Source organism: Variovorax sp. VNK109, assembly GCF_049445855.1.
Taxonomy (GTDB): Bacteria; Pseudomonadota; Gammaproteobacteria; order Burkholderiales; family Burkholderiaceae_C; genus JAGOCV01.
The window spans coordinates 602,648-627,144 of the sequence record NZ_JBMSDV010000001.1 but is presented as its reverse complement, the minus strand read 5'-3'; the positions used below and the strand labels follow the sequence as shown (position 1 = coordinate 627,144).

Sequence of the window (24,497 nt, the reverse complement as noted above, 5' to 3'; positions counted from 1 at the left end):
TCCTTAGACGCCTTGCTTGAGCGAGGCTTCGATGAAAACATCCAGGTCGCCGTCCAGCACCTTCTGGGTGGCGGAGACTTCGACGTTGGTGCGCAGGTCCTTGATGCGGCTGTTGTCCAGCACGTAGCTGCGGATCTGGTGACCCCAGCCCACGTCCGTCTTGCTGTCTTCCAGCTTCTGCTGTTCTTCCATGCGCTTGCGCATCTCGTGGTCGTACAGGCGCGAGCGCAGGCGCTTCCACGCCACGTCGCGGTTGCTGTGCTGGCTGCGGCCGTCCTGGCACTGCACCACGATGCCGGTCGGGATGTGCGTGAGGCGCACCGCCGAATCGGTCTTGTTGATGTGCTGGCCACCCGCGCCCGAGGCGCGGAAGGTGTCGGTGCGCACGTCCGACGGGTTGATCTCGATCTCGATCGAATCGTCGATCTCGGGGTAGACGAAGATCGACGCGAAGCTCGTGTGACGGCCGCCCGACGAATCGAATGGTGACTTGCGCACCAGGCGGTGCACGCCAGTCTCGGTGCGCAGCAGGCCGAAGGCGTAGTCGCCCTCGATCTTGATCGTGGCGCTCTTGATGCCTGCCGTGTCGCCGGGCGTCTCATCCTCGACGATCGGCTTGAATCCTTTGCGTTCGGCGTACTTCAGGTACTGGCGCAGCAGCATGCTGGCCCAGTCGCACGCTTCGGTGCCGCCGGCGCCGGCCTGGATGTCCACGAAGCAGTTCAACGGATCGGCCGGGTTGTTGAACATGCGGCGGAATTCGAGTGCCTTCACGTCCTCTTCGAGCTTGCCGGCTTCGGTCTCGATGGTGAGCAGGCCGGCTTCATCGCCTTCTTCCTTGCTCATCTCGAAGAGTTCTGCGTTGTCCGCGAGTTCACGCGTCAGGCGCTCGAGCACGACGACCACGCCGTCCAGCGCCTTCTTTTCCTTGCCCAGTTCCTGGGCCTTCTTGGGATCGTTCCAGACCGTGGGGTCTTCCAGGGATGCGTTGACCGTCCTCAGGCGCTCCGACTTGCCATCGAAGTCAAAGATACCTCCGTAAGTCAGCGGTCCGCGCGGCCAGGTCGGCCAGTTTGCTTTCGATCGAGTTGATGCGTTCTGCGTCCATGATGTGTCTGGTTCCCGGGAAACCGGGGATTTTCTCACGCCGGGCGGCGGCCGCCGACCAAGCCCTTACTCCGGGAACTTCGAACCACTATGTCCGGTGGCGCGGTGGAATGCGGCGCGCAGAGACCAAAACTCACACTCTGCCGCCGGCAGTTACAGGAATTCCTCGATCTGGCGAGCCACTTCATGCGGCTGGTCGTGGTGAAGCATGTGGCCCGCATCGGCGACGCTGCCGATGCGCACGTCTGACACCGAGCGCAGACGTTCGTGGTATTCGTCCAGCGTGTAGCGGCCGGCCCACCACTTGCCCAGGCTGTCGTCCGATGCTTCGAGCGCAAGCACCGGCGCGGTGATGCGCTTGTAGATTTCCAGCACCTCATCGACGCGGAACAGCTGCGCATTAATGATCTTGTGTGCCGCGTCGCCGAGGATCTCCCACTTGCCTGCGGCGTTCGGGCGCGCCCAGTGCGTGGCCAGCCAGTCGGCCTTGTCCTGCGAGAGGCGTTGATTGGTCTTCATGAGCCTGCGTGCCACGCCTGCCGCGTCGTCGTAGGTCTTGAGCTCCATCGTGCCGCTGTGCAGCGACTTGAGTTCGTCGATCCATTTGCCGTAGCGCTCGGGGGCTTGCGCCGGACGCGTCTGCGGCATGCCGAAACCCTCCAGGTTTACCAGCCGGCGGATGCGCGATGGCCGCACGCCGCCATAGAACATGGCGATGTTGCCGCCCATGCTATGGCCCACGAGGTCCACGGCCTGGCCGGGGGCATAGTGGTCGAGCAGCAGGTCGAGGTCGGCGAGGTAATCGGGGAACCAGTAGTTGTCGGTGCCGGGTACTGCGGTCAGGCCGAAACCGCGCCAGTCGGGGGCAATGACGAAACGGTCCAGCGAGAAGGCGTCCACCACGAACTGGTAGGAGGCCGCCACGTCCATCCAGCCGTGCACCATGACGAGCGGTGGACGGTCACTGGACGGCGTGCCCCAGGTGAGCACGTGGTACTGCAGGTTGCGGATGCGCACGAATTCGCTGCGCGGCGTTCTCTGGACTTGGTACACGCGGCCATCATACGGCGGGCATGGGTTTGTGGCGTGCGCCGCAAGCGACAGCAACGCATCACCCGTAAACTCCGTGGTCTGCGGCGCGTCCGCGCCGTACCGCATCACGGAGCATTCCCATGAAAACAGTCCGTCTCGGCCAGAGCGATCTGGACGTCACCCCCATCTGCCTGGGCACCATGACTTTCGGCGAACAGGTCGATGAAGCCACGGCGCATTCCATCCTCGACCGCGCGCTCGAGCGCGGCATCAACTTCCTGGACACCGCCGAGATGTACTCGGTGCCGGCGCGCGAAGCCACGTACGGTGCCACGGAAACCATCATCGGCAACTGGTTCGCGAAGAACCCGTCCGCACGCGGCAAGGTCGTGCTGGCCACGAAGGTGGCCGGCCCGTCGCGCGGCATGCCCTGGGTGCGAGAGGGCGGTGGCATGACGGCGCAGGACATCGTGAATTCCTGCAATGCCAGCCTGAAGCGCCTGAAGACCGACGTGATCGATCTCTATCAGATCCACTGGCCCGAGCGCCATGTGCCGTCGTTCGGCAACCTGTACTACAACCCGTCGCTGGAAAAGTCCGCCACGTCCATCCTCGAGCAACTGCAGGCGCTCGATTCGCTGGTCAAGGCCGGCAAGATCCGCCATATCGGCCTGTCGAATGAGACGCCGTATGGCGTGCACGAGTTCGTGCGTCTGGCCGAACAGCACAACCTGCCGCGCGTGGCGACGGTGCAGAACGTCTACTGCCTGATCAGCCGAGCGCTGGAAAATGGCCTGGACGAGACGATGCACCGCCTGAACGTGTCGCTGATTCCTTATTCACCGCTCGGCTTCGGCCTCTTGACGGGCAAATACGACCAGAGCGGTACGGAAGGGCCCGATGCGCCGAAGGGCGCACGCATAGCCACGTACGAATCGGTACGCAAGCAGCGCTGGGGCCGTCCGGAGGCACTCGCCGCTGCACGCCGCTACAACGCGCTGGCGCGTGAGCACGGGCTCACACCCACGCAGATGGCGCTGGCGTTCTGCTACACGAAGTGGCAAGTGGCGAGCACGATCATCGGCGTGACCTCGATCGCCCAGCTCGACGAGGACATCGACGCCTGGGGCACCACTTTGCCGGCCGGGCTGCTTGAAAAGATCGACCGCGTCCGCCTCGAGATGCGCGACCCTGCCAACTGAAGCAGCCGTGGCGCGCAAGGAACATGTGAGCGAGACGCCCGCCACGCAGTGGCTCAAGGCGAACAAGGTCCCGTTCACCGAACATCCTTACGAGTACCTGGAGCACGGCGGTGCACAGCACAGTGCCGAGGTGCTCGGCATGGATCCGTTCTCGGTGGTGAAAACGCTGATCATGCAGGACCAGGACGCGAAGCCGCTGGTGGTGCTGATGCACGGCAACCGCAAGGTGTCCACCAAGAACCTGTCGCGACAGATCGGTGCGAAATCGGTGGAGCCCTGCAAGCCCGAAGTGGCGAACCGGCACAGCGGCTATCTTGTGGGCGGCACGTCGCCATTCGGTACGCGCCGCGAGATGCCGGTGTATGTGGAGGAAAGCATCCTGTCGCTGCCGCGCATTGCCATCAATGGCGGGCGGCGCGGCTATCTGGTGGGCATCGACCGGCAGGTCTGCGTGACGCTGCTCGGCGCCAAACCGGTGAACTGCGCGCTGGCAGAATGACGCCGTCCCGATAAACCGAGGAGAAGAACAAGTTGGACTTCCTGTATCCCGTCCTGGCCGCGCTGGCGGCCTATCTGCTGGGTTCGCTGTCGTTCGCCGTCATCGTCAGCCGCCTCATGGGCCTGAACGATCCGCGCACCTACGGCAGCAAGAATCCGGGGGCGACCAATGTGCTGCGCTCCGGCAGCAAGGCAGCCGCCATCGTGACGCTGCTGCTCGACGCGCTCAAGGGCTTCGTGCCGGTGCTGCTGGTGCGGCTGTACGGCGAGCCCTACGGGCTGGGTGAGGGCACGGTGGCCATGGTCGGGCTGGCGGCGTTCCTCGGTCACCTGTATCCGGTTTTCTTCCGGTTCGTGGGTGGCAAGGGCGTGGCCACCGCCGCGGGTGTGCTGCTGGGTATCTCGGTGTGGCTCGGCCTTGCAACGCTGCTGACGTGGGTGATCATCGCGGTTTTCTTCCGCTACTCGTCGCTCGCCTCGCTGGTATCGGCCGTATTCGCGCCGTTCTACTACCTGCTCGGTGATGGCTTGCAGTGGTTCAGCAATAAATGGATCGCGCTGGCCATCGTCGTCATGGGCCTGCTGCTGGTGTACCGCCACCGCGAAAACATCACACGCCTCGTGCAGGGGCGTGAGTCGAAACTTGGAGCAAAGAAGAAATCATGAGCAGCCTGAAGCGTTACCACGTGGGCGCACGCCTTTCCGAAATGGCCGTTCACAACGGCACGGTCTATCTCGCCGGGCAGGTGCCGGACGACGGCAGTCAGGACATCAGTGGCCAGACGGCGCAGGTATTGGGCATGGTCGACAAGCTGCTGGCCGAGGCCGGCACCGACAAGACGCGCATCCTGATGGCGCAGATATTCATTGCCGACATGGCCGATTTCGCGGGCATGAACGCGGTCTGGGATGCCTGGGTGCCGGCCGGCAACGCCCCGCCACGGGCCACCGTGCAGGCAACGCTGGGCAAGCCCGATTGGCGCCTGGAGATCGTCGTGACCGCGGCGCTCTGACCGCTCTGACGCGGCGCTCCCGCTGTCCCGATTCCGCCGCTGCGGCTCAGTAGCGTTTTTCGAGGACGAGCTGGTCGCTGTCGCGCCGCATCGAAAAGCGCGACAGGTAGCTGTTGCCCAGCAGCACCACGGGCATCGGCTGTGGTGTCACCACGGCCTGCACGCCGAACACTTCCACGTCGTTGATTCGGACGGAGTCGAGGGTCATCAGATAGCCGATGGAGTTGCCGTTGGCGGTGTGCATGTTGACACGGCTGCCGGAGGTGTACTGCAGGCCGAGGCGCTGGGCATCGCTCACGCCGATGGAGATGACTGTGGCGCCGGTGTCCACGACAAACTGCACCGGCTTGCCGTTGATGAACCCGCCGGTGGTGAAGTGCCCACCCGAGGAGACGGGCAGCACGATGCGTGTCCCCTGGCCTGCGACGATGCCCTGGCCCACGCTGACCGGAGAGTCACCCATGCGCAGCGTGAGGCGCTTGCCTTCCACTTCGACGACGGCCTGGTCGCTTTGCGCCGAGACGACGCGCACGCCCTGGAAGGTTTCACCCACGGCCACCATCTTGGGTGTGCCGCCATTCACGACGAGCAGCGCCCGGGCCCCGACCACACCTGACAAGGCCACGGACTGGGCCCACGCCGGACCGCCCGCCAACGCGGCCGCCACCAGCAAGACCCGCGCGAACGAACCCAGCGTTGCCAGGAGCGGTGAGCCGGTGCGGGCCTGCATGAGGAAGCTCAGTCCCGGAAGTTGTTGAACGACAGCGGCACGTCGGTGATGTCCTTGCGGATCAACGCCATGGCGGCCTGCAGGTCGTCGCGCTTGGCGCCGGTCACGCGCACTGCATCGCCCTGGATGGACGCCTGCACCTTGAGCTTGCTGTCCTTCACGATCTTCTGGATCTTCTTGGCCTGCTCGCTCTCGATGCCGTTGCGCACCTTCACCACCTGCTTGACCTTGTCGCCGCCGATCTTCTGGACCGCGCCCTTGTCCAGGAAGCGCACGTCCACATTGCGCTTGGTGAGCTTGTTGCGCAGGATGTCGTCCACCTGCTCGAGCTGGAAATCGGCATCGCCGAAGAGCGTGATTTCCTTGTCCTTGAGTTCGATGGCCGCCGACGTTCCCTTGAAGTCGAAGCGGGTTCCGATCTCCTTGGCCGCGTTTTCCACCGCGTTTTTCACCTCAACCAGATTGGCTTCGCAAACCGTGTCGAAAGAAGGCATTTTCCGGATCGTCTCTATGAAAACTGGATGCGACAATTGTCCCATGTTCGTCGAGCAAAACGTACCCCTGCAAGCGTGGAATGCCTTCGGCATCGTGGCCAAGGCCCACCAGCTGGTGCGCATCGGCTCCGGCGGGGATGTCCTGGCCGTCCTGGCCGACCCGGCCCTGGCCGGCGTGCCGAAATTCGTGCTGGGCGGTGGCAGCAACATCGTGCTGACCGGCGATGTGCGTCCCCTGGTCATGAAGGTCGAGATCGCAGGCCGCCGGCTCGTCGGGGAGACCGACCGCGCGTGGATCGTCGAAGCCGGTGCCGGGGAAAGCTGGCACCATTTCGTCGCGTGGACGCTGGCTCAAGGCTGGCCCGGGCTCGAAAACCTGGCACTGATTCCCGGCACCGTCGGTGCTGCGCCGGTGCAGAACATCGGTGCGTACGGCGTCGAACTGCAGGACCGCTTCGATTCGCTGGACGGCGTGGACCTGACCACCGGCAAGCCGTTCACGCTGGACGCCGCGCAATGCGCCTTCGGCTACCGCGATTCCGTGTTCAAGCACACGGCCGCGCAACCGGGTGATCTGGGCCTGGCCGGACGCGCCATCATCACGCATGTGCGTTTCCGCCTGCCCAAGGCATGGAAACCGGTGCTGGGCTATCTGGATCTGGAACGCAAGCGGACCGAGACGGGCATCGCCGAACCGACCGCGCAGCAGATCTTCGACTGGATCTGCGAAATCCGCCGCAACAAGCTGCCGGACCCGAAAGTGATCGGAAATGCGGGCAGCTTCTTCAAGAATCCGTCCGTGACGCCCGAGCAGTGCGCAGACATCATCGCGCGCGAGCCCAACATCGTGCACTACCCCATGCCTGACGGCAGCGTGAAGCTCGCGGCCGGCTGGCTGATCGACGCCTGCGGCTGGAAGGGCAAGTCCGTCGGCAATGCGGGCGTGTACGAAAAGCAGGCACTGGTGCTGGTGAACCGGGGCGGTGCAACGGGCGGCGAGGTGGTCACGCTTGCGCGGGCCATCCAGACGAGTGTCTACGAGCGGTTCGGCATCCGGCTCGAACCCGAACCGGTGGTGGTGTGACCATGCGGATGAGCACATGGGACATGTCTTCCGTCGTGCTCTGGGGCCGCTTGCTGCGCTGGCTCATCGTGCTGTGCTGGGTGGTCGTGTGGATCGGCATCCCGATGGGCTGGTGGCGCTTTCGAAGCAGCAGTTGGCTCGGCTTCTTCATCGCCTCGCTGTTCGCACTGGGGTTCATCGCGGCTTGGGTGCGCTGGCAGCGCGAGCATTTCGTTCGCGAATCGCCGCTTCCGCAGTTCCTCAAGCGGAAACTGCGCGAAGCTTATCCGCAGCTGTCGCAGAAGGACTGCGATCTCGTCGAGCGTGGGCTGCGCCAGTTCTTCGTCGCTTACCTGCGCAGCGGCCACAAGTTCGTGGCAATGCCCTCGCGCGTGGTCGACGCGATGTGGCACGAATTCATCCTGCACACGAAGGCTTACGAGGCGTGGTGTCGTGTGGCGCTTGGCCGCTTCCTGCATCACACGCCGTCCGAAGCGCTCGGGGGCGATGCGCGGCGCAACGACGGCTTGCGTCGCGCCTGGTTCTGGTCCTGCAAGGAAGAGGCGATCGATCCACGTGCACCCACGCGTTTGCCGCTGCTGTTCGCGCTCGATGCGAAGCTGGCCATCCCGGATGGGTTCCACTACCTGGCAGACTGCAGCGACATCGCACGCAAGTCGGATGCGGAGAAAGACGGCAAGCCCGTTCACTGCGGTGGCAGCATGGGCGACGGTAGCCACAGCGGCGATGCGGACGGCTTCGGTGGTTCCGAATCGTCCAGTGGCGACAGTGGTGACAGCAGTTGCGGCGGAGACTGATGCTACGACGCGTCAGTGCTGCGCGTCGACCACCATCATTTCTTGCTGTCGTCCGACAGGCTCGGCAGCGCCGCACCGCCACCCAGTGACAGCAGGCCCGCCCGCGTGTAGACCGACAGCTTGTCGCGCGTGTCCACGATGTCCAGGTTGCGCATGGTCAGTTGGCCGATGCGGTCGGCCGGCGAGAACGGCGCATCTTCCACTTTTTCCATCGACAGGCGTTCGGGTGCGTAGGTCAGGTTGGGTGACTCGGTGTTGAGGATCGAGTAGTCGTTGCCGCGACGCAGTTCGAGCGCTACCTCACCGGTGATCGCGCGTGCCACCCAGCGCTGGGCGGTTTCGCGCAGCATGATGGCCTGCGGGTCGAACCAGCGGCCTTGATAGAGCAGGCGGCCAAGGCGCAGGCCGTTGATGCGGTACTGCTCGATCGTGTCTTCGTTGTGGATGCCCGTGACCAGACGTTCGTAGGCGATGTGCAGCAGCGCCATGCCGGGGGCTTCGTAGATGCCGCGGCTCTTGGCTTCGATGATGCGGTTCTCGATCTGGTCGCTCATGCCCAGACCGTGGCGGCCACCGATGCGGTTGGCTTCCAGGATCAGGTCCACCAGGCTGCCGAATTCCTTGCCGTTCAGCGCGACGGGCACGCCTTCCTCGAAGCGCACGGTCACTTCCTCGGCCTTCACGTCCACCTCCGGCTTCCAGAAGGCGGCACCCATGATCGGGTTCACGATGCGGATGCCCGAGCTCAGTTGCTCCAGGTCTTTCGCCTCGTGCGTCGCGCCGAGCATGTTGGAGTCTGTCGAGTACGCCTTTTCCACCGACATCTTGTAGTCGAAACCGTTGGCGATGAGGAACTCGCTCATCTCCTTGCGGCCGCCGAGCTCGTCGATGAAGGTCTGGTCCAGCCAGGGCTTGTAGATCTTCAGCTTCGGGTTGGTGAGCAGCCCATAGCGATAGAAGCGCTCGATGTCGTTGCCCTTGAAGGTCGAGCCGTCACCCCAGATGTTGACGTTGTCGTCTTTCATCGCAGCCACCAGCATCGTGCCGGTGACGGCGCGGCCCAGCGGCGTGGTGTTGAAATAGGTCACGCCCCCGGTGCTGATGTGGAACGCGTTGGATTGCAGCGCGGCCAGGCCTTCGGCAGCCAGTTGCTGGCGGCAGTCCACCAGCACGGCCTTGTCGGCGCCGTAGGCGGTGGCCTTGCGGGGAATCTCGTCGTAGTCGGGCTCGTCGGGCTGGCCCAGGTTGGCGGTGTAGGCGAAAGGCTGTGCACCCTTCTTCTTCATCCACAGCAGTGCGGCGCTGGTGTCGAGGCCGCCTGAAAACGCGATGCCGACCTTCTGGCCGGTGGGCAGGGACTGGAGGATCGTGGCCATGTCTCGTCGCTCCCGATCAGCCGAAATGGCAGATGTAGCTGTAGGGTTCGCCGGTGACGCGGATGTCGAACTTCGCGTTGCCGGGCACGCTGAACTTCTCGCCCGCGCCGCTTTTTACCCAGGTGTCGGTGCCGTCCAGGCGGTATTCGCAGCTGCCGCCCGTGCCTTCCATGATCTCCGGCGCGCCCGTGTTGAAGGTCAGCGTGGAGGGCAGGATGACACCCACCGTCTTCTTGCTGCCGTCGGCGAAAGTAACGCCGTGCGAGACGCACTTGCCGTCGAAGTAAACGTTGGCCTTGGTGGCAACCGCCACGCCGGGGAGGGATTCGGTGATGCTGGACATGATGGAAACGAAGCAGTGGAACGGACGAAACGGAAAATGGCCGCGCGACGATGCCGCACGGCCAGAAATGCTCGGTGAGCCGGAAAATGTACCAGACCCGGTGTGCCCGGGTCGCCGCCCGGTTTCAGCCGGGTTGGCTGGCTTTCAGCGCCAGCGCGGGCCGTGGTGGCCGCGCCAGTTCGAATAGCCGAAGTTCAGCGAGATGCCGACCGGCGGGTAGTACGGCCGGGCGTAGTAAGGCGACGGGTAGACGACCGGGGGCGAGTAGATCACCGGGGCGACCGGTACGGTAGACACCACCACACCCGGTTGTGGCTGCACGTAGGTGACCGGCGGCGACATGACCGGTGGATGCGAAGTGACAGGCGGGACGGCCATGCTGCCACCTTGTGCACCGACGGGTGAAACCTGCACCGCGATGTACTGGCCCGGATCCTGCGCCGTCTGCGTGGTGTACTGGCGCCCTGCGTATTCGTAGACCACGTTGTAGCCGACGGTGCGGCTTTCGTAGGTGGTCTGGGTGCTGCAATGTTGCACGTTCTGGACTTGCTGCGGCGAGCCCTCGATACGGTCTCCCAGAAGGGCGCCACCGATGAGGCCGATGGCCGTCGCTGCTGCCCGACCGCTGCCGTTGCCGATCGCATTGCCTGCGGCACCGCCGGCGATCGCGCCCATCACGGCACCCGCGCCGGACTTCGGTGCGGAAGTGACCACAGGCTGCTGCGTGCAATATTGCTGGGGTACAGCCACCTGCTGGATCACCGGCGTGCTGGAGATGACGCGCGCGTTTTCCTGCGCGAAGGCAGGCACGGTAACGCCGGCCAGCAAAGGCAGGGCGAGCGTGGCGGTCCGCAAGGGGTGCTGGGCGATGGATCGGACGACGGATTTCATGTGGCTTCCCTGTTCTGTGCCGCGTCTGGTGTCATGTCTTGCGGCACAGGTGGATTTTAGGAATTCCCGCCTTATGACAGCCTGAAGCCGTGGGTAAAGTTGCCGTAAGAGATTGTTACGACAACCTCGGCCTCAGGCCCGCTCCTGCCACTGCGCCGGGTCGAAGCCGACGGTCAGTCCGCCGTCGGCCCATTCCACCACCGGACGCTTGATCACGCTCGGATTGGCGAGCATCAGTGCCTGCGCGCTGGCGGCATCCTGGACGCGGGACTGCTCGGCGGCGTCCAGCTTGCGCCAGGTCGTGCCCTTGCGGTTGACCAGCGGCTCCCAGCCGAGTGTGTGGCTCCATGCAGCCAGGCGCGCTTCGGGCACACCCTGCTTCTTGTAGTCGTGGAATTCGTGGGCAATGCCGTGCCCGGTCAGCCACGCGCGGGCGCGCTTGACCGTGTCGCAATTCGGGATGCCGTAAACCGTGGTCTTGGGGTTGCTCATGGGCCGGATCATCCCGCATGCCGCGCTTTGCGACAATCCGGTTCCCGCGAGCCGCCTTTTTCATGAACGCCATCTCTTCCCCTGAGCATTCCGAGCACGATCGCACGCCGCTGCCGCAGACCCTGGCCGACTGGCTGGCCCACTGCGAGCGCCTGCACGCCAAAAACATCGACATGGGGCTGGATCGCGTGCACGCTGTCGCGCAGCGCATGCAGTTGAAGCTCGATTGCCCGGTCATCACCGTGGCCGGCACCAACGGCAAGGGCTCCACCTGCGCCATGCTCGAATCGGTGCTGATGCATGCGGGCTACCGCACGGCGGTCTATACCTCGCCTCATCTGGTGCATTTCGAGGAGCGCTGCCGTCTGCGTGGCGAAAGCGTCGAAGGCGCAAGCCTGGTGCCGCATTTCGCGCGCGTCGAGCAGGCACGGACGCAAGGCGACGTGGTGTCGCTGACTTATTTCGAGTTTTCCACCCTCGCCATCCTGAGCCGCATCGCGGAGTCCGCACCCGATGTGGCCATTCTCGAGGTGGGTCTGGGTGGGCGTCTGGACGCCGTCAACATCATCGACGCCGACTGCGCGGTGATCACCAGCATCGACCTGGATCACCAGGAATTCCTCGGCAACGACCGCGAAACCATCGGCCGTGAGAAGGCCGGCATCATGCGCGCGGGCAAGCCGGTGGTGGTGAGCGATCCTGTGCCGCCGCAAAGCGTGCTCGACCACGCCGAGGCCCTGGGTGCCGACCTCTGGCGGTTGGGGCGCGACTTCAACTTTTCGGGCGACCAGCAGCAATGGGGTTGGGCGGGCCGGGGCCGGCGTTACAGCGGACTGGGATATCCGGCCCTGCGGGGCGCCAACCAGCTCATCAACGCGAGCGGCGTGCTGGCCGCGCTGGACGCCTTGCGCCCGGTCTTGCCCGTCAACGCGCAGGCCGTGCGCAACGGGCTGTCGATGGTCGAGCTGCCGGGGCGCTTCCAGCTCATTCCCGGCCAGCCGGCGCTCGTGCTGGACGTGGCGCACAACCCGCATTCCGTGGCCGCGCTCGCGGAAAACCTGGACGCCATGGGCTTCTACCCGACCACCCATGCAGTGTTTGGTGCCATGGCCGACAAGGATCTGGACCTGATGTTCACGCGCATCGGCCCGCTGGTGGACCGCTGGCATTTCGCCGATCTGCCCACGCCGCGTGCGGCGAAGGCGGTCGATCTGCTGGCGCGCTGGCAGGCGCAGGAAAAGCGCCAGGACGTGCGCGGACAAGCCCACGCGTCGGTCACGGATGCCCTGTCCGCAGCCGTCTCCGACGCGGACCCCGCTGATAGAATTCTGGTCTTCGGTTCGTTCTTCACGGTGGGGGGTGTCCTTGCAAAAGGCATGCCCCGCCTGAACGCCAGACACCTGCCGCCAGGCAACTGAATACGGTTCAACCACATGGCGTTCTTCAAGTTCCGTTTCGGCCGATCCTCCAAAGACCAGGCAGCGCCCGCAGGCCCCGCCGAAAGCGTGGAAGCGCTGCGCCGCCGTGCCCGCCATCGCCTGATCGGCGCGGCCATCCTCGTGCTGCTGGGCGTCGTCGGTTTCCCGTTGCTGTTCGACACGCAACCGCGCCCGGTGGCTGTGGACATTCCCATCGAAATTCCCGACAAGGCCAAGGCGAAGCCGCTTGCCATGCCGGAGGCCGCACCTGCAGCGCCCGCAGCCACCGCGTCCGGTGGCCCGGTTGCCGAGCCTGTCGCCCCGCAGGCGGCTGCGCCGGCTCCTGCACCAGCTCCCGCACCAGCCGTTACCGCTGCGCCGCCAGTGGCGGCCACGCCTGCGCCCGCACCTGCCGCAGCACCTGCACCCAAGGCCGTGGCGAAGGCCGAGACCAAGACGGCAGAGCCCCGCAAGTCGGACGACGGCGCGCGCGCGCAGGCCCTGCTCGAGGGCAAGGCCCCCGCCAAGGCTGCGCCCGGCACCGAAAAAGCCGCCGAAGGTAGCCGTTTCATCGTGCAGGTGGGCGCTTTTTCCGACAACGCCAAGGCCCGCGAAGCCCAGCGCAAGCTCGAGCGCGCAGGTCTCAAGAATTACGTCCACGTCGTGGACAAGGACGGGCAGAAGATCACCCGCGTGCGTGCCGGCCCTTTCGCCACGCGTGCCGAGGCGGACAAGGCGGCCAACACGATCAAGGGGCTGGATTTGCCGGCTGCCATCCTCACCTTGGGGTGATGGGTGGCCGTCCTCGACCTGGTGTTCCTCGGGGTGCTGGCTGTTTCCTTGCTGCTGGGCTTGTGGCGCGGGCTGACCTACGAGATAGTGTCATTGGCAGCCTGGGGCGTGGCGTTCGTGACGGCGCAATGGCTGGCGCCGTGGATGGCTGGAAAGCTTCCACTGGGCGGCACGTCGGAGCCGGTGCGCCATGCGGCCGGATTCGGCGTGGTGTTCGTCGTCACGCTTTTCGCGGGCGGGCTGTTGGCCGTGCTGGCCAAGCGGCTGATGCATGCCGTGGGATTGAGCCCGATGGACCGCGCGCTCGGCGCGGCGTTTGGATTGACGCGGGGCCTGGTGGTCCTGCTGGCCTTCGCGGTGGTGGTGAACCTCACCGCGCTGAAGGAAGGCCTGTGGTGGCGCGATTCCGTAGGGGCGGGCGTGCTCACCATCGTGTTGCAGGGTTTGAAGCCGGTCATGCCGGTGCAATTCGGCAGTTACCTGCCGTGAGGATGGCTTAAATGTGCGGAATCGTCGGCGTTGTCAGCAATGCCCCAGTCAACCAGCTGATCTATGACGCGCTGCTGCTGCTTCAGCACCGCGGCCAGGATGCCGCGGGCATCGTCACGCAGCAGGAGCGCAAGTTCTTCATGCACAAGGCCAAGGGCATGGTGCGAGACGTGTTCCGCACGCGCAACATGCGCGCGTTGCCCGGCAATGTGGGGCTGGGCCAGGTGCGTTATCCGACGGCTGGCAATGCCTATAGCGAAGAAGAGGCGCAGCCGTTCTACGTGAACGCGCCGTTCGGCATCGTGCTGGTGCACAACGGCAACCTCACCAACGCGCATTCGCTGCGCGCGGAACTGTTTTCCACCGATCACCGCCACACCAACACCGACAGCGATTCCGAAGTGCTGCTCAACGTACTGGCGCACGAACTGGAAAAGGCCACGCACGGCGTGCCGCTCAAGCCTGAGGATGTGTTCCGCGCCGTGGCCGCCGTTCACCAGCGCGTGAAGGGCTCGTATGCGGTCATCGCGCTCATCGCTGGTCACGGCCTGCTGGCGTTCCGCGATCCGTTCGGCATCCGCCCCCTGAGCATCGGGCGCAGCAAGGACGGCACGGTGATGGTGGGCAGCGAGTCCGTGGCGCTGGAGGGCACCGCCCATGTATTCGAGCGCAACGTCGAGTCGGGCGAAGCCGTGTTCATCACGCTGGACGGCACGATCCATTCGCACCAGTGCGCGCAGGATCCGAAGCTCTTCCCCTGCATCTTCGAATACGTCTACCTTGCACGTCCGGACTCCGAGATGGACACCATCTCGATCTACCAGGCGCGCCTGAACCTGGGTGAGACGCTGGCCAAGCGCGTGGTTTCCACCGTGCCGCCGAGCGACATCGACGTGATCATCCCGATTCCCGAGTCGAGCCGACCGAGTGCGACGCAACTCGCACACCTGCTGGGCATCCCTTACCGCGAAGGCTTCGTGAAGAACCGCTATGTGGGCCGCACCTTCATCATGCCGGGGCAGGGCGTGCGCAAGAAGTCGGTGCGCCAGAAGCTCAACGTGATCGCCAGTGAGTTCAAGGGCCGCAACGTGATGCTGGTGGACGACTCCATCGTGCGTGGCACCACCAGCCGCGAGATCGTGCAGATGGCACGAGATGCCGGTGCCCGCAAGGTGTACCTTGCCAGCGCCGCGCCGCCGGTGCGTTACCCGAACGTGTACGGGATCGACATGCCCACCAAGGACGAACTGGTCGCGCATGGCCGCACGGTCGAGGAAATCCGCGAAATCATCGGCTGCGACGCGCTGATCTACCAGGACGTCGAAGGCATGAAGCGCGCCGTGATGTCCGCCGCCAAGGCCACGCCGGGCCATCGCCCGCTGGACGGCTTCGATGCTTCGTGCTTCGACGGCGTCTACGTGACTGGCGACATCACCGATGGCGACATCGCGCGACTGAACGAAAACCGCGTGGGCGGCGAAGAAGGTGACGAGGACACGTCGCGTCTTGCGCTGCCCAACGCGCAGGAAGCCTGATGACAGCGCAGAAACTCCCACCCGGACTCCACATCGACACCCTGGCCGTGCGCGCCGCAGTCGAGCGCAGCCAGTACGGCGAGAACTCCGAGGCGCTCTACCTCACCAGCGGTTACGTTCAGCCGACGGCCGAGGCGTCGGCCATGCGCTTCGGCGGTGAAGAAGACGGCTACACCTATGGCCGCTCCGGCAACCCGACGGTCAGCAGCATGGAAATGCGGCTCGCCGCGCTCGAAGGCACCGAGGCCTGCATGGCGACCGCCAGCGGCATGTCGGCCATCCTGCTCATGCTCATGAGCTTGCTGAAGGCGGGCGACCATGTGATCTTCTCGCAGTCGATGTTCGGCTCGACCATCAAGCTCATCGGCACCGAGTTCGCGCGCTTCGGCGTGACGTCCACGGCCGTGCCGCAGACCGACCTGGATGCGTGGCGCAAGGCCGTGACGCCCGACACGCGCCTGCTGTTCGCAGAGACGCCGACCAATCCGTTGACCGACGTGTGCGACATTGCCGCGCTGGCGGATATCGCGCACAACGCCGGCGCGCTGCTGGCTGTCGACAACTGCTTTGCCACGCCCGTATTGCAACGGCCGGTGGAGTTCGGCGCCGACATCGTCATGCACTCCGGCACCAAGTACCTCGACGGCCAGGGCCGCGTGATGGCCGGTGCACTGTGCGCGCCCGAGCAGATGGTGCGCGAGAAATTCCTGCCGCTCATCAAGAACGCGGGCATGGTGCTGTCGCCGTTCAACGCCTGGGTCGTGCTCAAGGGCCTGGAGACGCTGGGCATCCGCATGCAGGCGCAAAGCGCCAACGCCATGGCGGCAGCGCAATGGCTGGAGTCGCACCCGGCCGTGTCGCGTGTGTACTACCCGGCGTTGAAAAGCCACCCGCAACATGCGCTGGCGATGAAGCAGCTGGGCGGCAATGGTGGCGCGCTGTTGTCATTCGACGTGAAGGCCGACAACCCCGAACAGGCACGCCAGCGCGCGTTCCACGTGCTCGACCAGCTGCAGGTTCTGTCGCTGTGCACGAACCTCGGCGATACCAAGTCGCTGCTCACGCACCCGGCCAGCACCTCGCACGGCAAGCTGAGCGAGGCGCAACGCCAGGCCGCTGGCATCGGACAGGGCCTGATCCGTTTCGCCGTGGGGCTGGAGCATCTCGACGACATGAAAGCCGACCTGTTGCGCGGCCTCGATACGCTGTAATTTCTTTTTTCCCGATGACCAAGGTACGTACACGCTTTGCCCCGTCGCCGACGGGCTTCATCCATCTGGGCAATATCCGCTCGGCGCTGTATCCGTGGGCGTTCGCGCGTGCCACGGGCGGCGACTTCATCCTGCGCATCGAGGACACCGATCTCGAACGCTCCACGCAAGCCGCAGTGGACGTGATCATCGAAGGCATGGCCTGGCTCGGCCTCGACCATGACGAAGGTCCGTTCTACCAGATGCAGCGCATGGACCGCTACAAGGAAGTCCTCGCGCAACTGCAGGCGGCTGGCCATGTGTACCCTTGCTACATGGGCGTGGCCGAACTCGACGCGTTGCGCGAGAAGCAGATGGCGGCCAGGGAAAAGCCGCGCTATGACGGTACCTGGCGTCCCGAGCCCGGCAAGACCCTCCCGCCCGTGCCCGAAGGCGTGCAACCCGTGCTGCGGTTCAGGAACCCGATCGGCGGCGTTGTCGCGTGGGACGACAAGGTCAAGGGCACCATCGAGATCAGCAACGACGAACTCGACGACCTCGTGATCGCACGGCCCGACGGAACGCCGACCTACAACTTCTGCGTGGTGGTGGACGACATCGACATGGCCATCACGCACGTGATCCGCGGTGACGACCACGTCAACAACACGCCGCGCCAGATCAACATCTTCCGCGCACTCGGCAAGGAGCCGCCGGTGTACGCGCACCTGCCCACCGTGCTGAACGAACAGGGCGAGAAGATGAGCAAGCGCAACGGCGCGAAGCCCGTCACGCAGTACCGCGACGAAGGTTACCTGCCTGATGCGATGGTCAACTACCTCGCACGCCTGGGCTGGAGCCACGGCGACGACGAGATCTTCAGCCGCGCACAGTTTCTCGAGTGGTTCAATCTCGACCATCTCGGCCGCAGCGCCGCGCAGTTCGACGACGCGAAGCTGCGGTGGGTGAATGCGCAGCATCTGAAGGCAATGCCTGACGATGCACTGGTGCCCCTGGTGTCGGCGCAACTGGCGAAACGCGGTATCGCAGCCGACGAACGTCTCACCGGCATCTGCGCGTTGTTCAAGGACCGCTGCGAAACCATCGTCGCGCTGGCCGACTGGGCTGAGCCTTTCTACGCAGACGTGAAACCGTCCCAGGAAGAGTGGGACAAACACATCACCGATGCCGTCCGCCCGGCCATCGCGGCGCTGGCCGAGAGATTCAGCGCCATCGCGTGGGACAGGGCCAGCATCTCCGCTGCCTTCAAGGAAGTGCTCGCCGCGCAGGGCATGAAAATGCCGCAACTGGCGATGCCAGTGCGCGTTCTCGTGGTGGGAACCGCACAGACGCCGTCGGTGGATGCGGTGCTTGAACTGGCCGGAAAAGAAAGAGTGCTGGCCCGGTTGCAGCAAGCCTGAAATTTCGGGCTATAATTCAAGGCTCGACACCCAACGGGGGTATAGCTCAGCTGGGAGAGCGCTTGCATGGCATGCAAGAGGTCAGCGGTTCGATCCCGCTTACCTCCACCAAAAGTTGTCGAACGGAAGTTCCAAGGTTTTGACCCTATCGTCTAGAGGCCTAGGACATCACCCTTTCACGGTGAGTACCGGGGTTCGAATCCCCGTAGGGTCGCCAAGTTTTGCTGCACTTGACTCTCAAAGAGTGAACGTAGCACTACCGGGGAGTGGTAGTTCAGTTGGTTAGAATACCGGCCTGTCACGCCGGGGGTCGCGGGTTCGAGTCCCGTCCACTCCGCCACAGCTTCAAGCACGACAAGGGCCTTCGGGCCCTTGATCGTTTCTCCCCATCCGTTTCCCCATCATTCGGTAGTGCGACTGGGTGAGTTGGCCTGAGCTTGTGTAAACGGCCGCGCTTTTGGAGCACGGCGGCAGCGATCTTGGAGCATCGCCAGCCCGCTAGCCCACCCCGGTTGTCCACAGCCAGCCCACATTCCCCGGGCTCCCTCCCGCCTCCAGTCTTGCCGACATAGCGCGTGAAGCCGCTTTGAACGACGCTTCAAACCCGGAAAAACGACCCTCCAGATCGCCGCAGGAGCCACGAACGGCCGGTGGCCGGGGCCTTGGCATCGGCGGGCCGTCGCGCAGCTTGTAGGGCCTCTATTCGCCCCGACCTCGTCGCCGCCTGCCGGCCGGGTAACCTTCCGCTATGCACGTCGCCGTTATCGAACTGTTGGAAGACGAGAGACCAATCCGGAAGGTCCGCCGGGAGGTCTTCGGGGAACTGACGTACACCCGGAGCGAGGGATTCCTCCTGCTCTCGGGTGTAGCGACTCCGCCCGATACCGCGCTGCTGCCACTGATGGAGGCGGAGTTGCTGCACATGCATGAAGACTTGATGGTCTATCGCGGCGTCCAGGAGGTCAGCTTCAAACAGTACGTGCGACAGGCGTGGAGCATCAGGGTGATCTCCCAGCTTGAGCGCCAGATTCAGTTCGGCAACCTTCCGAACGTGCAGCCGTGGGCGACGTACCGTCGCTGGTGGCTGGAGATCCTGGCGAAATGGCCCACCCACTATCACGACGTCCATGAGTTGCGAAAGCGGATGGAGCTGCCCGAAGATGTGTTCCTCGACTTCGTATCGTGGCTGCACGATGCCGGCAGAGCGACGCTCTCAGGCCGCACCATCGACATCTATGACGGCGGCAACGCCTCGCTGCTGATGGAGACCCGGCCCGCCGAGCGCATCAAGCGCGCCGAAGAGCACGAGGCACTCGGCCCGAAGCGCGCCGAAAGCGTCCACAGAGGGATTATGCGCGGCGACGCCCCGGACCAAAGTTCGTGATCAGCAGCTCGCCCACCTCCTGGTTGGCCTTGGCCGCCACCGAGTAGCGCGTTCGCACCTCCCGAATCTCGAAGTCCGCGAACGTCTCGCGGATCTGCGGCACGTCGTTGATGCTCAGGATGAACTTGCCCTTGATGCCCCGCAGTTGTTCCGCCAGGCGGGCGAAGTCGTCACGGCTGAAGATCCCCTCGCCGTAGTCTTTCTCGCCGCCCCAATAAGGTGGGTCGATGTAGAACAGCGTGCCAGCGCGGTCGTACTTCTTGATCACGTCTAGGAATGGCCGGCACTCAACGAACACGCGAGCCAGGCGCAGATGCGCTTCGCTCAGGTCCTCCTCGATCCGCGTCAGGTTCAGGCGCGGCGGCGCGGTTGCAGCCGCGCCGAAGGTCGGCTTGGACACCTTGGCACCGAACGCCGTTTTGCTCAGGTAGAAGAACCTGGCCGAGCGCTGGATGTCGGTCAGCGTGTCCGCCGGCGTCCGCATGAAGCGGTCGAACTCGTCGCGCGCCACCAGCATCCAGCGGAACTGCAGCACCAGCTCGGGCAGATGGTGCTGCACGCAGCGATACAAGGTCACCAGCTCGCGGTTGATGTCATTGATGATCTCAACCTTGCTTTCCGGCTTTTTAAAGAACACCCACGCGGCACCTGCGAACACCTCGCAGTAAGTCGTGTGGGGTGGCATCAGTTCGATGATCTGATCTGCCAGCCTGCTTTTTCCGCCCAGCCAGGCCAACGGGCTCTTCTTCTCACTCATCTCTCGGCATCTCCGATAATGCCCTCGCCTGTGCACAGGTGGCGGGGCCCTGGTCGATGCCGTGGTAGTTTCACGGCGGAGGGGCTGTCCAAGGTGTTCGCGCACCGAAGGCAGTCGCCCTGTCTTTTTTTACGTCGGAACTTCCTCCGGCAACCGCACATGCGGCGGCGTCGGGTCCCAGCGATTCAGGTAGCGAGCCAGCACGCGTGCAAGCATTCCCAGCCAGTTCGTCAGCAACACCAGGCGCTGCAGACGCTGACTGAATGTGTATTCGCGGCGTTGCGGCACATCACGCGTGTATAGGGCGAGCGTCGTGAAATTGAGCCAGACGTCCACCAGCAGAGCAGCGAGATAGAACGGCAGCAGCAGCCGCCACCAACCGCCGCGCTCGAACTGAATGACACCCGGATAGGCCAGCAGCAGCGCAAGCGGCAGATAGACGAACTGCCAAAGGAGGAGATCGAGCAGGCTCATGCGGGCATCTCCAGCGAAGGCAACGCGGCCAGCACGTCGGCATCGCTCGGGATTTCTCCGGCAGCTTCGGCGTCGGCCAGCATCGAGTAGCAGGCCGCCCAGACGCGTGAGCGCCACGAACGGAATGCTTGGCCCTGGGCCTGGAACGTCGCCACAGCAGGCTCGTCCGCGTACGTCACGGCGGTCTTGATGTCGTCATAGCCCAGCTCGCGTGCGGCCGCATCCATGTGCCCTTGAACCATGCTTTGCAGCCGCACTGCGGCCTGCTGCATCGTCTCGGGCGGGTGCTCGATGGCATAGGCCTCTTCATCGGTGATCTCCACGCTGCCATCGGGAACGAGGCTCCAGATGCGGTTCGGCCCTTCGACAGGCTCGCGCAGTGGCGCTGCCTCGGTGAGCGGCTCCCCGACCTCGTCTCGGCGCTGCTCGCCCGCTTCGTCGCGCAGCGGAATCGGGGGATCGATGATCGGGTTCGGCACCCAGACGCGACCGCGCTCTACATCCTCTGCCGAGAAGAAGTGCAAGCGACCGCTCGGGTCTTTGAGGTACTTGTGCATAGATGCTCCTGGCTCAGCGAAGTTCAGCCCATGTGTTGAAGGTGCCCGTCAGGCTGTAGGACGCGCCGACGGGAACGATGAAGGTGAGAGAGTCACCGCTGTTCGCACTCGTCGGCATAACCGCGACAGTGGTGCCGTTGACAACTACGGTGCCAGCCGCACTCGCGGCGATTTGAATTGCGACCATGATCGGGCGTCCGGTCGTGTTGTAGTAGGTCGTGCTACCTGCCCGACTGCCCGTCAAAACCTGCCACGTCTGACCATAGCCGATGGAGCCGAGCGAAGAAGCCGCGTTTCCACCGGCCGGCTGCACCTTGCTGATCGTCCAGCCGGTGCCCGTGGTGAACAGTGCATCGATGTAGCACAGCACACGCTGCGCCAGTGACGTGCGGGCGGTAGTAGAGCCCAACGATGCAGTCGTCGTCGCGGAGCCAATCGCTACGGTAGTGATGAGCTCCGTTTCATCGAGGTTCACACCGCCTCGAAGATTGGCCACCGCCAACTCGATGGCGGTGCCGCTGCTCATGCCCATCACGGCCAGGCGTTGAGTGCCATCCGCTGTGGCCGCGCCGAAGTTCGCCGTGTTGGGGATCACGAGCGTGATCGCCGAAGCGTTCGAGACACGAACTGTCGCGCCGTTGTTCAGTGTGGTGCTGCGGAAGTCGATGGTGCCAGGCTGAAGCGTGACGGTGATCGCACCGCCTGCAGCGGTCGCGGTACAGCCGCCCTGCAGACGACTGACTTCGGTGGCACCTGGGTTCGTCTGCGCGATGGTGGACCAGGCACCGCTTGCGTCACCTTCAATGGTGCGCGAGGAGTACTGGCCTGTGATCGTGAACGAGGTGGCACCGTCGATGCTGTTCGTGCCAGCACGATTGACGGTGACGATGTTGCCGGTCGAGTCCTTGCGATAGAACATGTACTGCAAGCCAACGCCAGACACTGCGGTGACTGCCGGCAGGTTGATAGTGACGTTGCCAGCGGCCGCATCGATCAGGACGAGACCAGCGTTATCTGCCGTGAGATTGGTCGTTCCATTGGCGACGGGCGTGAGGTTGCCAGCGAAGATCCGCTTGAGGGCCTGCTGCACCTGGGTAAGAGTGACGGCGTCCGGTACGACGCCGCCAGCCTCAATGATCCGAACCAGTTCCTCCTGCGCGCCGTTGAACCAGGCGGCATTCAGGTCTGTCGGCGCGATGGCAAGTCCGAGATCACCGTTCTTGAAGCCGTGTTTTCCTGCGCCGAACAGATCGGTTGCGCGTGTTGCAGTTGAGATGCGATCCATTTGATAGCTCCTAGGGCGCGTAAGCGAAAAGAACGTTGGTGTGCGCGGGCTTGCGCTCTGTGATGGGGCACTCGATCAGCGAGGGCGTGTAGTACTGCAGCGCATCGTTGCAGTCGTCGTTGCAGTTCATGGGCCGCGCGTTGGCCGCAGGGTGAGGAACGTTGACACGCCAGAAGAACCGGTCGGCCTCGCTGTACAACGCGTCGTTGCAGTCGTCGTTGCAGTTCATGGGCCGGAACTCGGTGATCGTGCAGCCCGGTTCGCCGAAGCGCGCAGCCAGGTCAATGAAGTACGCGCGCGACTGGCCGCCGACCTCGGTCAGCCGTTGAAGAGCGATGGAGCGACGCTCAAGCAGCGAGAGCGGCACGCCCACCATGCAGTCGTCGGGCAGGCCAAGCAGGCGCTCCCAGTCCTCCAGCATCTCGGAGGCCTGCAGCGGGTCTGATGACTGGGCGCGCAGATCTTCGAGCTGTTCGTGTGTCAACCCGAACAGTTCAGCCACAGCCCCAAGCAGCCGCGTGAGATTCGCGCCAGGCTCGCGAGTAAGCGCATCGCCAGGCGGCAGAAGGGCCTGTAGTGCGGCCAGCCAGCGCTCGGACATCACACCCATGTGATCACTCCCATGACAGGCAGTTGTCCGGTGCCGTGTACGACGTTAGCCGACGGCGAGGTTAGAACATGATCAGTCTCACCCGCAGCGATGCTGATGGCTTCGCGCAGGTGACTGAGCAACAGGGTGCCACCTGGCTCACCCTCACGTCGGATCACCTCTTCCAGCTCGGCCCGGACTGCGGCTTGAACTGCAGGCGAGTTCGGCGTCAACGTGATGGTGAAATTGAGAGGCGATGCAATGGGTGCGACGACGTTCGCAGTAGCAGTCACCGGCCGCTCGGCATCAATGGCTGCTTGAACCGCCGCGACCTCGCCTGCGTCAGGGATGGGGCTCGCGTCGTCGTCGCGCGCGAAGCGGATCGTCACCGTACCAGCAGCGGGGCCCGTGCTCACCCATACACGGGTCACACCAGGGACTTCGAGCGCCCACTCTTCATAGTCTGCGGCTTTGCCGCCGTGGGGTGCGCTGCGAATGCGAGCGAGGATGCGGGCGCGCCAATCCTCTATGTCTTCGATGTCGGCTCCGCCAGAGATCGCAGTCAAAGCCACGGCCGCGCTGTTCACACCAGGAATGGGCGTGCCCAGCTGGAGCGCGGTGCCCAGCCCGGCGCTTCCCGCCTGACCTGCCGTTTCCGCCGTGATGGGCGCAGACGCGGTGCCGGCTGCAATGGTTGCATCGGCGTCCGTCAGATAGCGGACACCATCGGCGCGTAGCAGCACGGTGCCAGCCGGAATAAGAACGGCGTTGGAGCCAGCAAACTGTGCCGTGCCTGTTGCCGCAACAGCTGGATTGCGATACTTGCCCCAGCGCGCCCCGTGATCGACCAGATGTTCCTCGTCCGCGAGATCGGGCCACACTTGGCGGTTCAGGTGCTCAGCAAACTGATAAAGGGCCGAGAGGCCACCAGCGATCACACGATTGAGAACGCCGACCAGGCTCCTGCGCACACGCACAAGCACGCCAGGCAGGCGTGATTCGAACTCCGCAGCGCCTTGGTCGATCAGCTGGGGAAGCGTCGGGCGGTCAAGCGGCATCACTGCACCTCGATGAACCGTTCACCGGCAAGACGCCAGGCCTGTGACTCGTCGTTCCACTCGAAGCGAAAGCGACGGCTGCCAGCGGGCAGCGTGAGGATCGCGTCCACGTACAGCCAGCCTGAGCGGGGAATGAAGGCCGTCACATCCATCGATTGCACCAGGCCGTCACCCACCATCCACTGCAGTGCCTCGGCGATGTACGCGCGTGCGCGCTGAACGGTTGCCGGCAGTTGCTTCGAACGGCCAAGCAACCAGAGCCGCGACCCGAACATATCGCTCGCGTTGTCAGCGTAGGCGTCAGCCCACCAGCCGCGTCGATCTGCGCCCAGCTCCACTTCGTGTGCCTGCGCAGTGCGGTCACACATGAGCGACAGCATCACGGCCGTGGCAAGCGTGTCTTCCACCAGCAGGTCGGCACCAGCCAGGCTGATGTCCAGCATGCCGATCTCGGGGTTGAAAGTCAGGGCGAGGTCCATTGGATGCAGT

At 64.4% G+C, this 24,497-nt stretch carries 28 protein-coding genes and 3 tRNA genes; 16 read left to right on the top strand and 15 right to left on the bottom strand.

Going from position 1 to position 24,497, the window contains the following annotated elements; translation table 11 throughout:
* Positions 1 to 3: 3 nt before the first annotated feature.
* Positions 4 to 1,108, bottom strand: a protein-coding gene (gene prfB / locus ACO2Q9_RS03065) for a peptide chain release factor 2 (protein WP_423308184.1) whose coding sequence is annotated in 2 segments (ribosomal slippage) — positions 4 to 1,026 and positions 1,028 to 1,108 — 1,104 coding nt in all. Because the reading frame shifts where the segments join, the coding sequence is not laid out codon by codon here.
* A gap of 152 nt (positions 1,109 to 1,260) precedes the next feature.
* The gene (locus tag ACO2Q9_RS03060) at positions 1,261 to 2,160 is read right to left on the bottom strand and encodes an alpha/beta fold hydrolase (protein WP_423308182.1); all 900 of its coding nucleotides are present in this window, start codon (positions 2,158 to 2,160) and stop codon (positions 1,261 to 1,263) included.
* Positions 2,161 to 2,279: 119 nt separating this feature from the next.
* Between ACO2Q9_RS03060 and ACO2Q9_RS03055 the strand changes: the two genes are divergently transcribed.
* The 4 genes from ACO2Q9_RS03055 to ACO2Q9_RS03040 are packed head-to-tail and all read left to right on the top strand — an operon-like array spanning position 2,280 to position 4,852.
* Positions 2,280 to 3,341: an aldo/keto reductase gene (locus ACO2Q9_RS03055; protein WP_423308180.1), complete on the top strand. Its 1,062-nt coding sequence runs from the start codon at positions 2,280 to 2,282 to the stop codon at positions 3,339 to 3,341.
* A 7-nt stretch (positions 3,342 to 3,348) separates the two neighbouring features.
* Positions 3,349 to 3,840 (top strand): aminoacyl-tRNA deacylase, encoded by a 492-nt coding sequence (locus ACO2Q9_RS03050; RefSeq protein ID WP_423308178.1) that lies wholly within the window; start codon positions 3,349 to 3,351, stop codon positions 3,838 to 3,840.
* 32 nt (positions 3,841 to 3,872) lie between these two features.
* Positions 3,873 to 4,505, top strand: a complete 633-nt coding sequence (gene plsY / locus ACO2Q9_RS03045) for a glycerol-3-phosphate 1-O-acyltransferase PlsY (protein WP_423308176.1) — start codon at positions 3,873 to 3,875, stop codon at positions 4,503 to 4,505.
* Positions 4,502 to 4,852 (top strand): RidA family protein, encoded by a 351-nt coding sequence (locus ACO2Q9_RS03040; RefSeq protein WP_423308174.1) that lies wholly within the window; start codon positions 4,502 to 4,504, stop codon positions 4,850 to 4,852. Before plsY ends, ACO2Q9_RS03040 begins: the two co-directional genes overlap by 4 nt.
* A gap of 46 nt (positions 4,853 to 4,898) precedes the next feature.
* Here the strand turns inward: ACO2Q9_RS03040 and ACO2Q9_RS03035 are convergent, their stop codons facing one another.
* Positions 4,899 to 5,582, bottom strand: a complete 684-nt coding sequence (locus ACO2Q9_RS03035; RefSeq protein WP_423308172.1) for a retropepsin-like aspartic protease family protein — start codon at positions 5,580 to 5,582, stop codon at positions 4,899 to 4,901.
* An 8-nt stretch (positions 5,583 to 5,590) separates the two neighbouring features.
* On the bottom strand, positions 5,591 to 6,076 hold the full coding sequence (locus ACO2Q9_RS03030) for a YajQ family cyclic di-GMP-binding protein (RefSeq protein WP_423308170.1): 486 nt from the start codon (positions 6,074 to 6,076) through the stop codon (positions 5,591 to 5,593).
* Between the two features lie 43 nt (positions 6,077 to 6,119).
* Here ACO2Q9_RS03030 and murB point away from each other — a divergent pair, with 43 nt between their 5' ends.
* Together murB and ACO2Q9_RS03020 are read left to right on the top strand one after the other, a co-directional pair.
* Positions 6,120 to 7,160 carry a UDP-N-acetylmuramate dehydrogenase gene (gene murB, locus ACO2Q9_RS03025; RefSeq protein WP_423308168.1) on the top strand — a complete coding sequence of 347 codons (1,041 nt, stop codon included), beginning with the start codon at positions 6,120 to 6,122 and terminating at the stop codon, positions 7,158 to 7,160.
* 8 nt (positions 7,161 to 7,168) lie between these two features.
* Entirely contained in the window at positions 7,169 to 7,957 is a 789-nt protein-coding gene (locus ACO2Q9_RS03020; RefSeq protein ID WP_423308166.1) for a glycine-rich domain-containing protein, read from the top strand.
* A gap of 35 nt (positions 7,958 to 7,992) precedes the next feature.
* Here ACO2Q9_RS03020 and argG read toward each other — a convergent pair whose 3' ends face one another.
* From argG to ACO2Q9_RS03000, 4 genes are all read right to left on the bottom strand, one after another.
* A complete protein-coding gene (gene argG, locus ACO2Q9_RS03015; RefSeq protein WP_423308164.1) occupies positions 7,993 to 9,333 on the bottom strand; it encodes an argininosuccinate synthase in 1,341 nt (446 codons plus the stop codon).
* 16 nt (positions 9,334 to 9,349) lie between these two features.
* Complete coding sequence (locus ACO2Q9_RS03010; protein ID WP_423308162.1) at positions 9,350 to 9,676, bottom strand: pyrimidine/purine nucleoside phosphorylase; 327 nt, start codon at positions 9,674 to 9,676, stop codon at positions 9,350 to 9,352.
* 144 nt (positions 9,677 to 9,820) lie between these two features.
* Complete coding sequence (locus ACO2Q9_RS03005) at positions 9,821 to 10,567, bottom strand: glycine zipper 2TM domain-containing protein (RefSeq protein ID WP_423308160.1); 747 nt, start codon at positions 10,565 to 10,567, stop codon at positions 9,821 to 9,823.
* A 132-nt stretch (positions 10,568 to 10,699) separates the two neighbouring features.
* The gene (locus ACO2Q9_RS03000) at positions 10,700 to 11,071 is read right to left on the bottom strand and encodes an ArsC family reductase (RefSeq protein WP_423308158.1); all 372 of its coding nucleotides are present in this window, start codon (positions 11,069 to 11,071) and stop codon (positions 10,700 to 10,702) included.
* A gap of 50 nt (positions 11,072 to 11,121) precedes the next feature.
* Here ACO2Q9_RS03000 and folC point away from each other — a divergent pair, with 50 nt between their 5' ends.
* From folC to ACO2Q9_RS02950, 10 genes are all read left to right on the top strand, one after another.
* Positions 11,122 to 12,477: a bifunctional tetrahydrofolate synthase/dihydrofolate synthase gene (gene folC, locus ACO2Q9_RS02995; protein WP_423308156.1), complete on the top strand. Its 1,356-nt coding sequence runs from the start codon at positions 11,122 to 11,124 to the stop codon at positions 12,475 to 12,477.
* A gap of 15 nt (positions 12,478 to 12,492) precedes the next feature.
* Positions 12,493 to 13,269 carry an SPOR domain-containing protein gene (locus ACO2Q9_RS02990; protein WP_423308154.1) on the top strand — a complete coding sequence of 259 codons (777 nt, stop codon included), beginning with the start codon at positions 12,493 to 12,495 and terminating at the stop codon, positions 13,267 to 13,269.
* A gap of 3 nt (positions 13,270 to 13,272) precedes the next feature.
* Positions 13,273 to 13,758 (top strand): CvpA family protein, encoded by a 486-nt coding sequence (locus ACO2Q9_RS02985; RefSeq protein WP_423308152.1) that lies wholly within the window; start codon positions 13,273 to 13,275, stop codon positions 13,756 to 13,758.
* An 11-nt stretch (positions 13,759 to 13,769) separates the two neighbouring features.
* Complete coding sequence (gene purF, locus ACO2Q9_RS02980) at positions 13,770 to 15,293, top strand: amidophosphoribosyltransferase (RefSeq protein ID WP_423308150.1); 1,524 nt, start codon at positions 13,770 to 13,772, stop codon at positions 15,291 to 15,293.
* Entirely contained in the window at positions 15,293 to 16,504 is a 1,212-nt protein-coding gene (locus ACO2Q9_RS02975; protein ID WP_423308148.1) for an O-succinylhomoserine sulfhydrylase, read from the top strand. Before purF ends, ACO2Q9_RS02975 begins: the two co-directional genes overlap by 1 nt.
* A gap of 14 nt (positions 16,505 to 16,518) precedes the next feature.
* Positions 16,519 to 17,904: a glutamate--tRNA ligase gene (gene gltX / locus ACO2Q9_RS02970; protein WP_423308146.1), complete on the top strand. Its 1,386-nt coding sequence runs from the start codon at positions 16,519 to 16,521 to the stop codon at positions 17,902 to 17,904.
* Between the two features lie 35 nt (positions 17,905 to 17,939).
* Positions 17,940 to 18,015: transfer RNA gene (locus tag ACO2Q9_RS02965), tRNA-Ala, on the top strand.
* A 30-nt stretch (positions 18,016 to 18,045) separates the two neighbouring features.
* Positions 18,046 to 18,121: transfer RNA gene (locus ACO2Q9_RS02960), tRNA-Glu, on the top strand.
* 46 nt (positions 18,122 to 18,167) lie between these two features.
* Positions 18,168 to 18,244, top strand: a tRNA-Asp gene (locus ACO2Q9_RS02955).
* A 408-nt stretch (positions 18,245 to 18,652) separates the two neighbouring features.
* Positions 18,653 to 19,288 carry a hypothetical protein gene (locus ACO2Q9_RS02950; RefSeq protein WP_423308144.1) on the top strand — a complete coding sequence of 212 codons (636 nt, stop codon included), beginning with the start codon at positions 18,653 to 18,655 and terminating at the stop codon, positions 19,286 to 19,288.
* Here ACO2Q9_RS02950 and ACO2Q9_RS02945 read toward each other — a convergent pair.
* The 7 genes from ACO2Q9_RS02945 to ACO2Q9_RS02915 form a co-directional block, all read right to left on the bottom strand.
* Entirely contained in the window at positions 19,254 to 20,045 is a 792-nt protein-coding gene (locus ACO2Q9_RS02945; protein ID WP_423308142.1) for a DNA adenine methylase, read from the bottom strand. The two genes, ACO2Q9_RS02950 and ACO2Q9_RS02945, sit on opposite strands and share 35 nt — an antisense overlap.
* A gap of 129 nt (positions 20,046 to 20,174) precedes the next feature.
* A complete protein-coding gene (locus ACO2Q9_RS02940; protein ID WP_423308140.1) occupies positions 20,175 to 20,519 on the bottom strand; it encodes a hypothetical protein in 345 nt (114 codons plus the stop codon).
* The gene (locus ACO2Q9_RS02935; RefSeq protein WP_423308138.1) at positions 20,516 to 21,076 is read right to left on the bottom strand and encodes a hypothetical protein; all 561 of its coding nucleotides are present in this window, start codon (positions 21,074 to 21,076) and stop codon (positions 20,516 to 20,518) included. Before ACO2Q9_RS02935 ends, ACO2Q9_RS02940 begins: the two co-directional genes overlap by 4 nt.
* Before the next feature lie 13 nt (positions 21,077 to 21,089).
* Positions 21,090 to 22,361 carry a hypothetical protein gene (locus ACO2Q9_RS02930; RefSeq protein WP_423308136.1) on the bottom strand — a complete coding sequence of 424 codons (1,272 nt, stop codon included), beginning with the start codon at positions 22,359 to 22,361 and terminating at the stop codon, positions 21,090 to 21,092.
* 10 nt (positions 22,362 to 22,371) lie between these two features.
* Entirely contained in the window at positions 22,372 to 22,971 is a 600-nt protein-coding gene (locus tag ACO2Q9_RS02925; RefSeq protein ID WP_423308134.1) for a YmfQ family protein, read from the bottom strand.
* Entirely contained in the window at positions 22,962 to 24,008 is a 1,047-nt protein-coding gene (locus tag ACO2Q9_RS02920) for a baseplate J/gp47 family protein (RefSeq protein WP_423308132.1), read from the bottom strand. The genes ACO2Q9_RS02925 and ACO2Q9_RS02920 overlap by 10 nt, the downstream gene beginning before the upstream one ends.
* The gene (locus ACO2Q9_RS02915; RefSeq protein WP_423308130.1) at positions 24,008 to 24,487 is read right to left on the bottom strand and encodes a phage GP46 family protein; all 480 of its coding nucleotides are present in this window, start codon (positions 24,485 to 24,487) and stop codon (positions 24,008 to 24,010) included. Before ACO2Q9_RS02915 ends, ACO2Q9_RS02920 begins: the two co-directional genes overlap by 1 nt.
* Positions 24,488 to 24,497 lie beyond the last annotated feature (10 nt).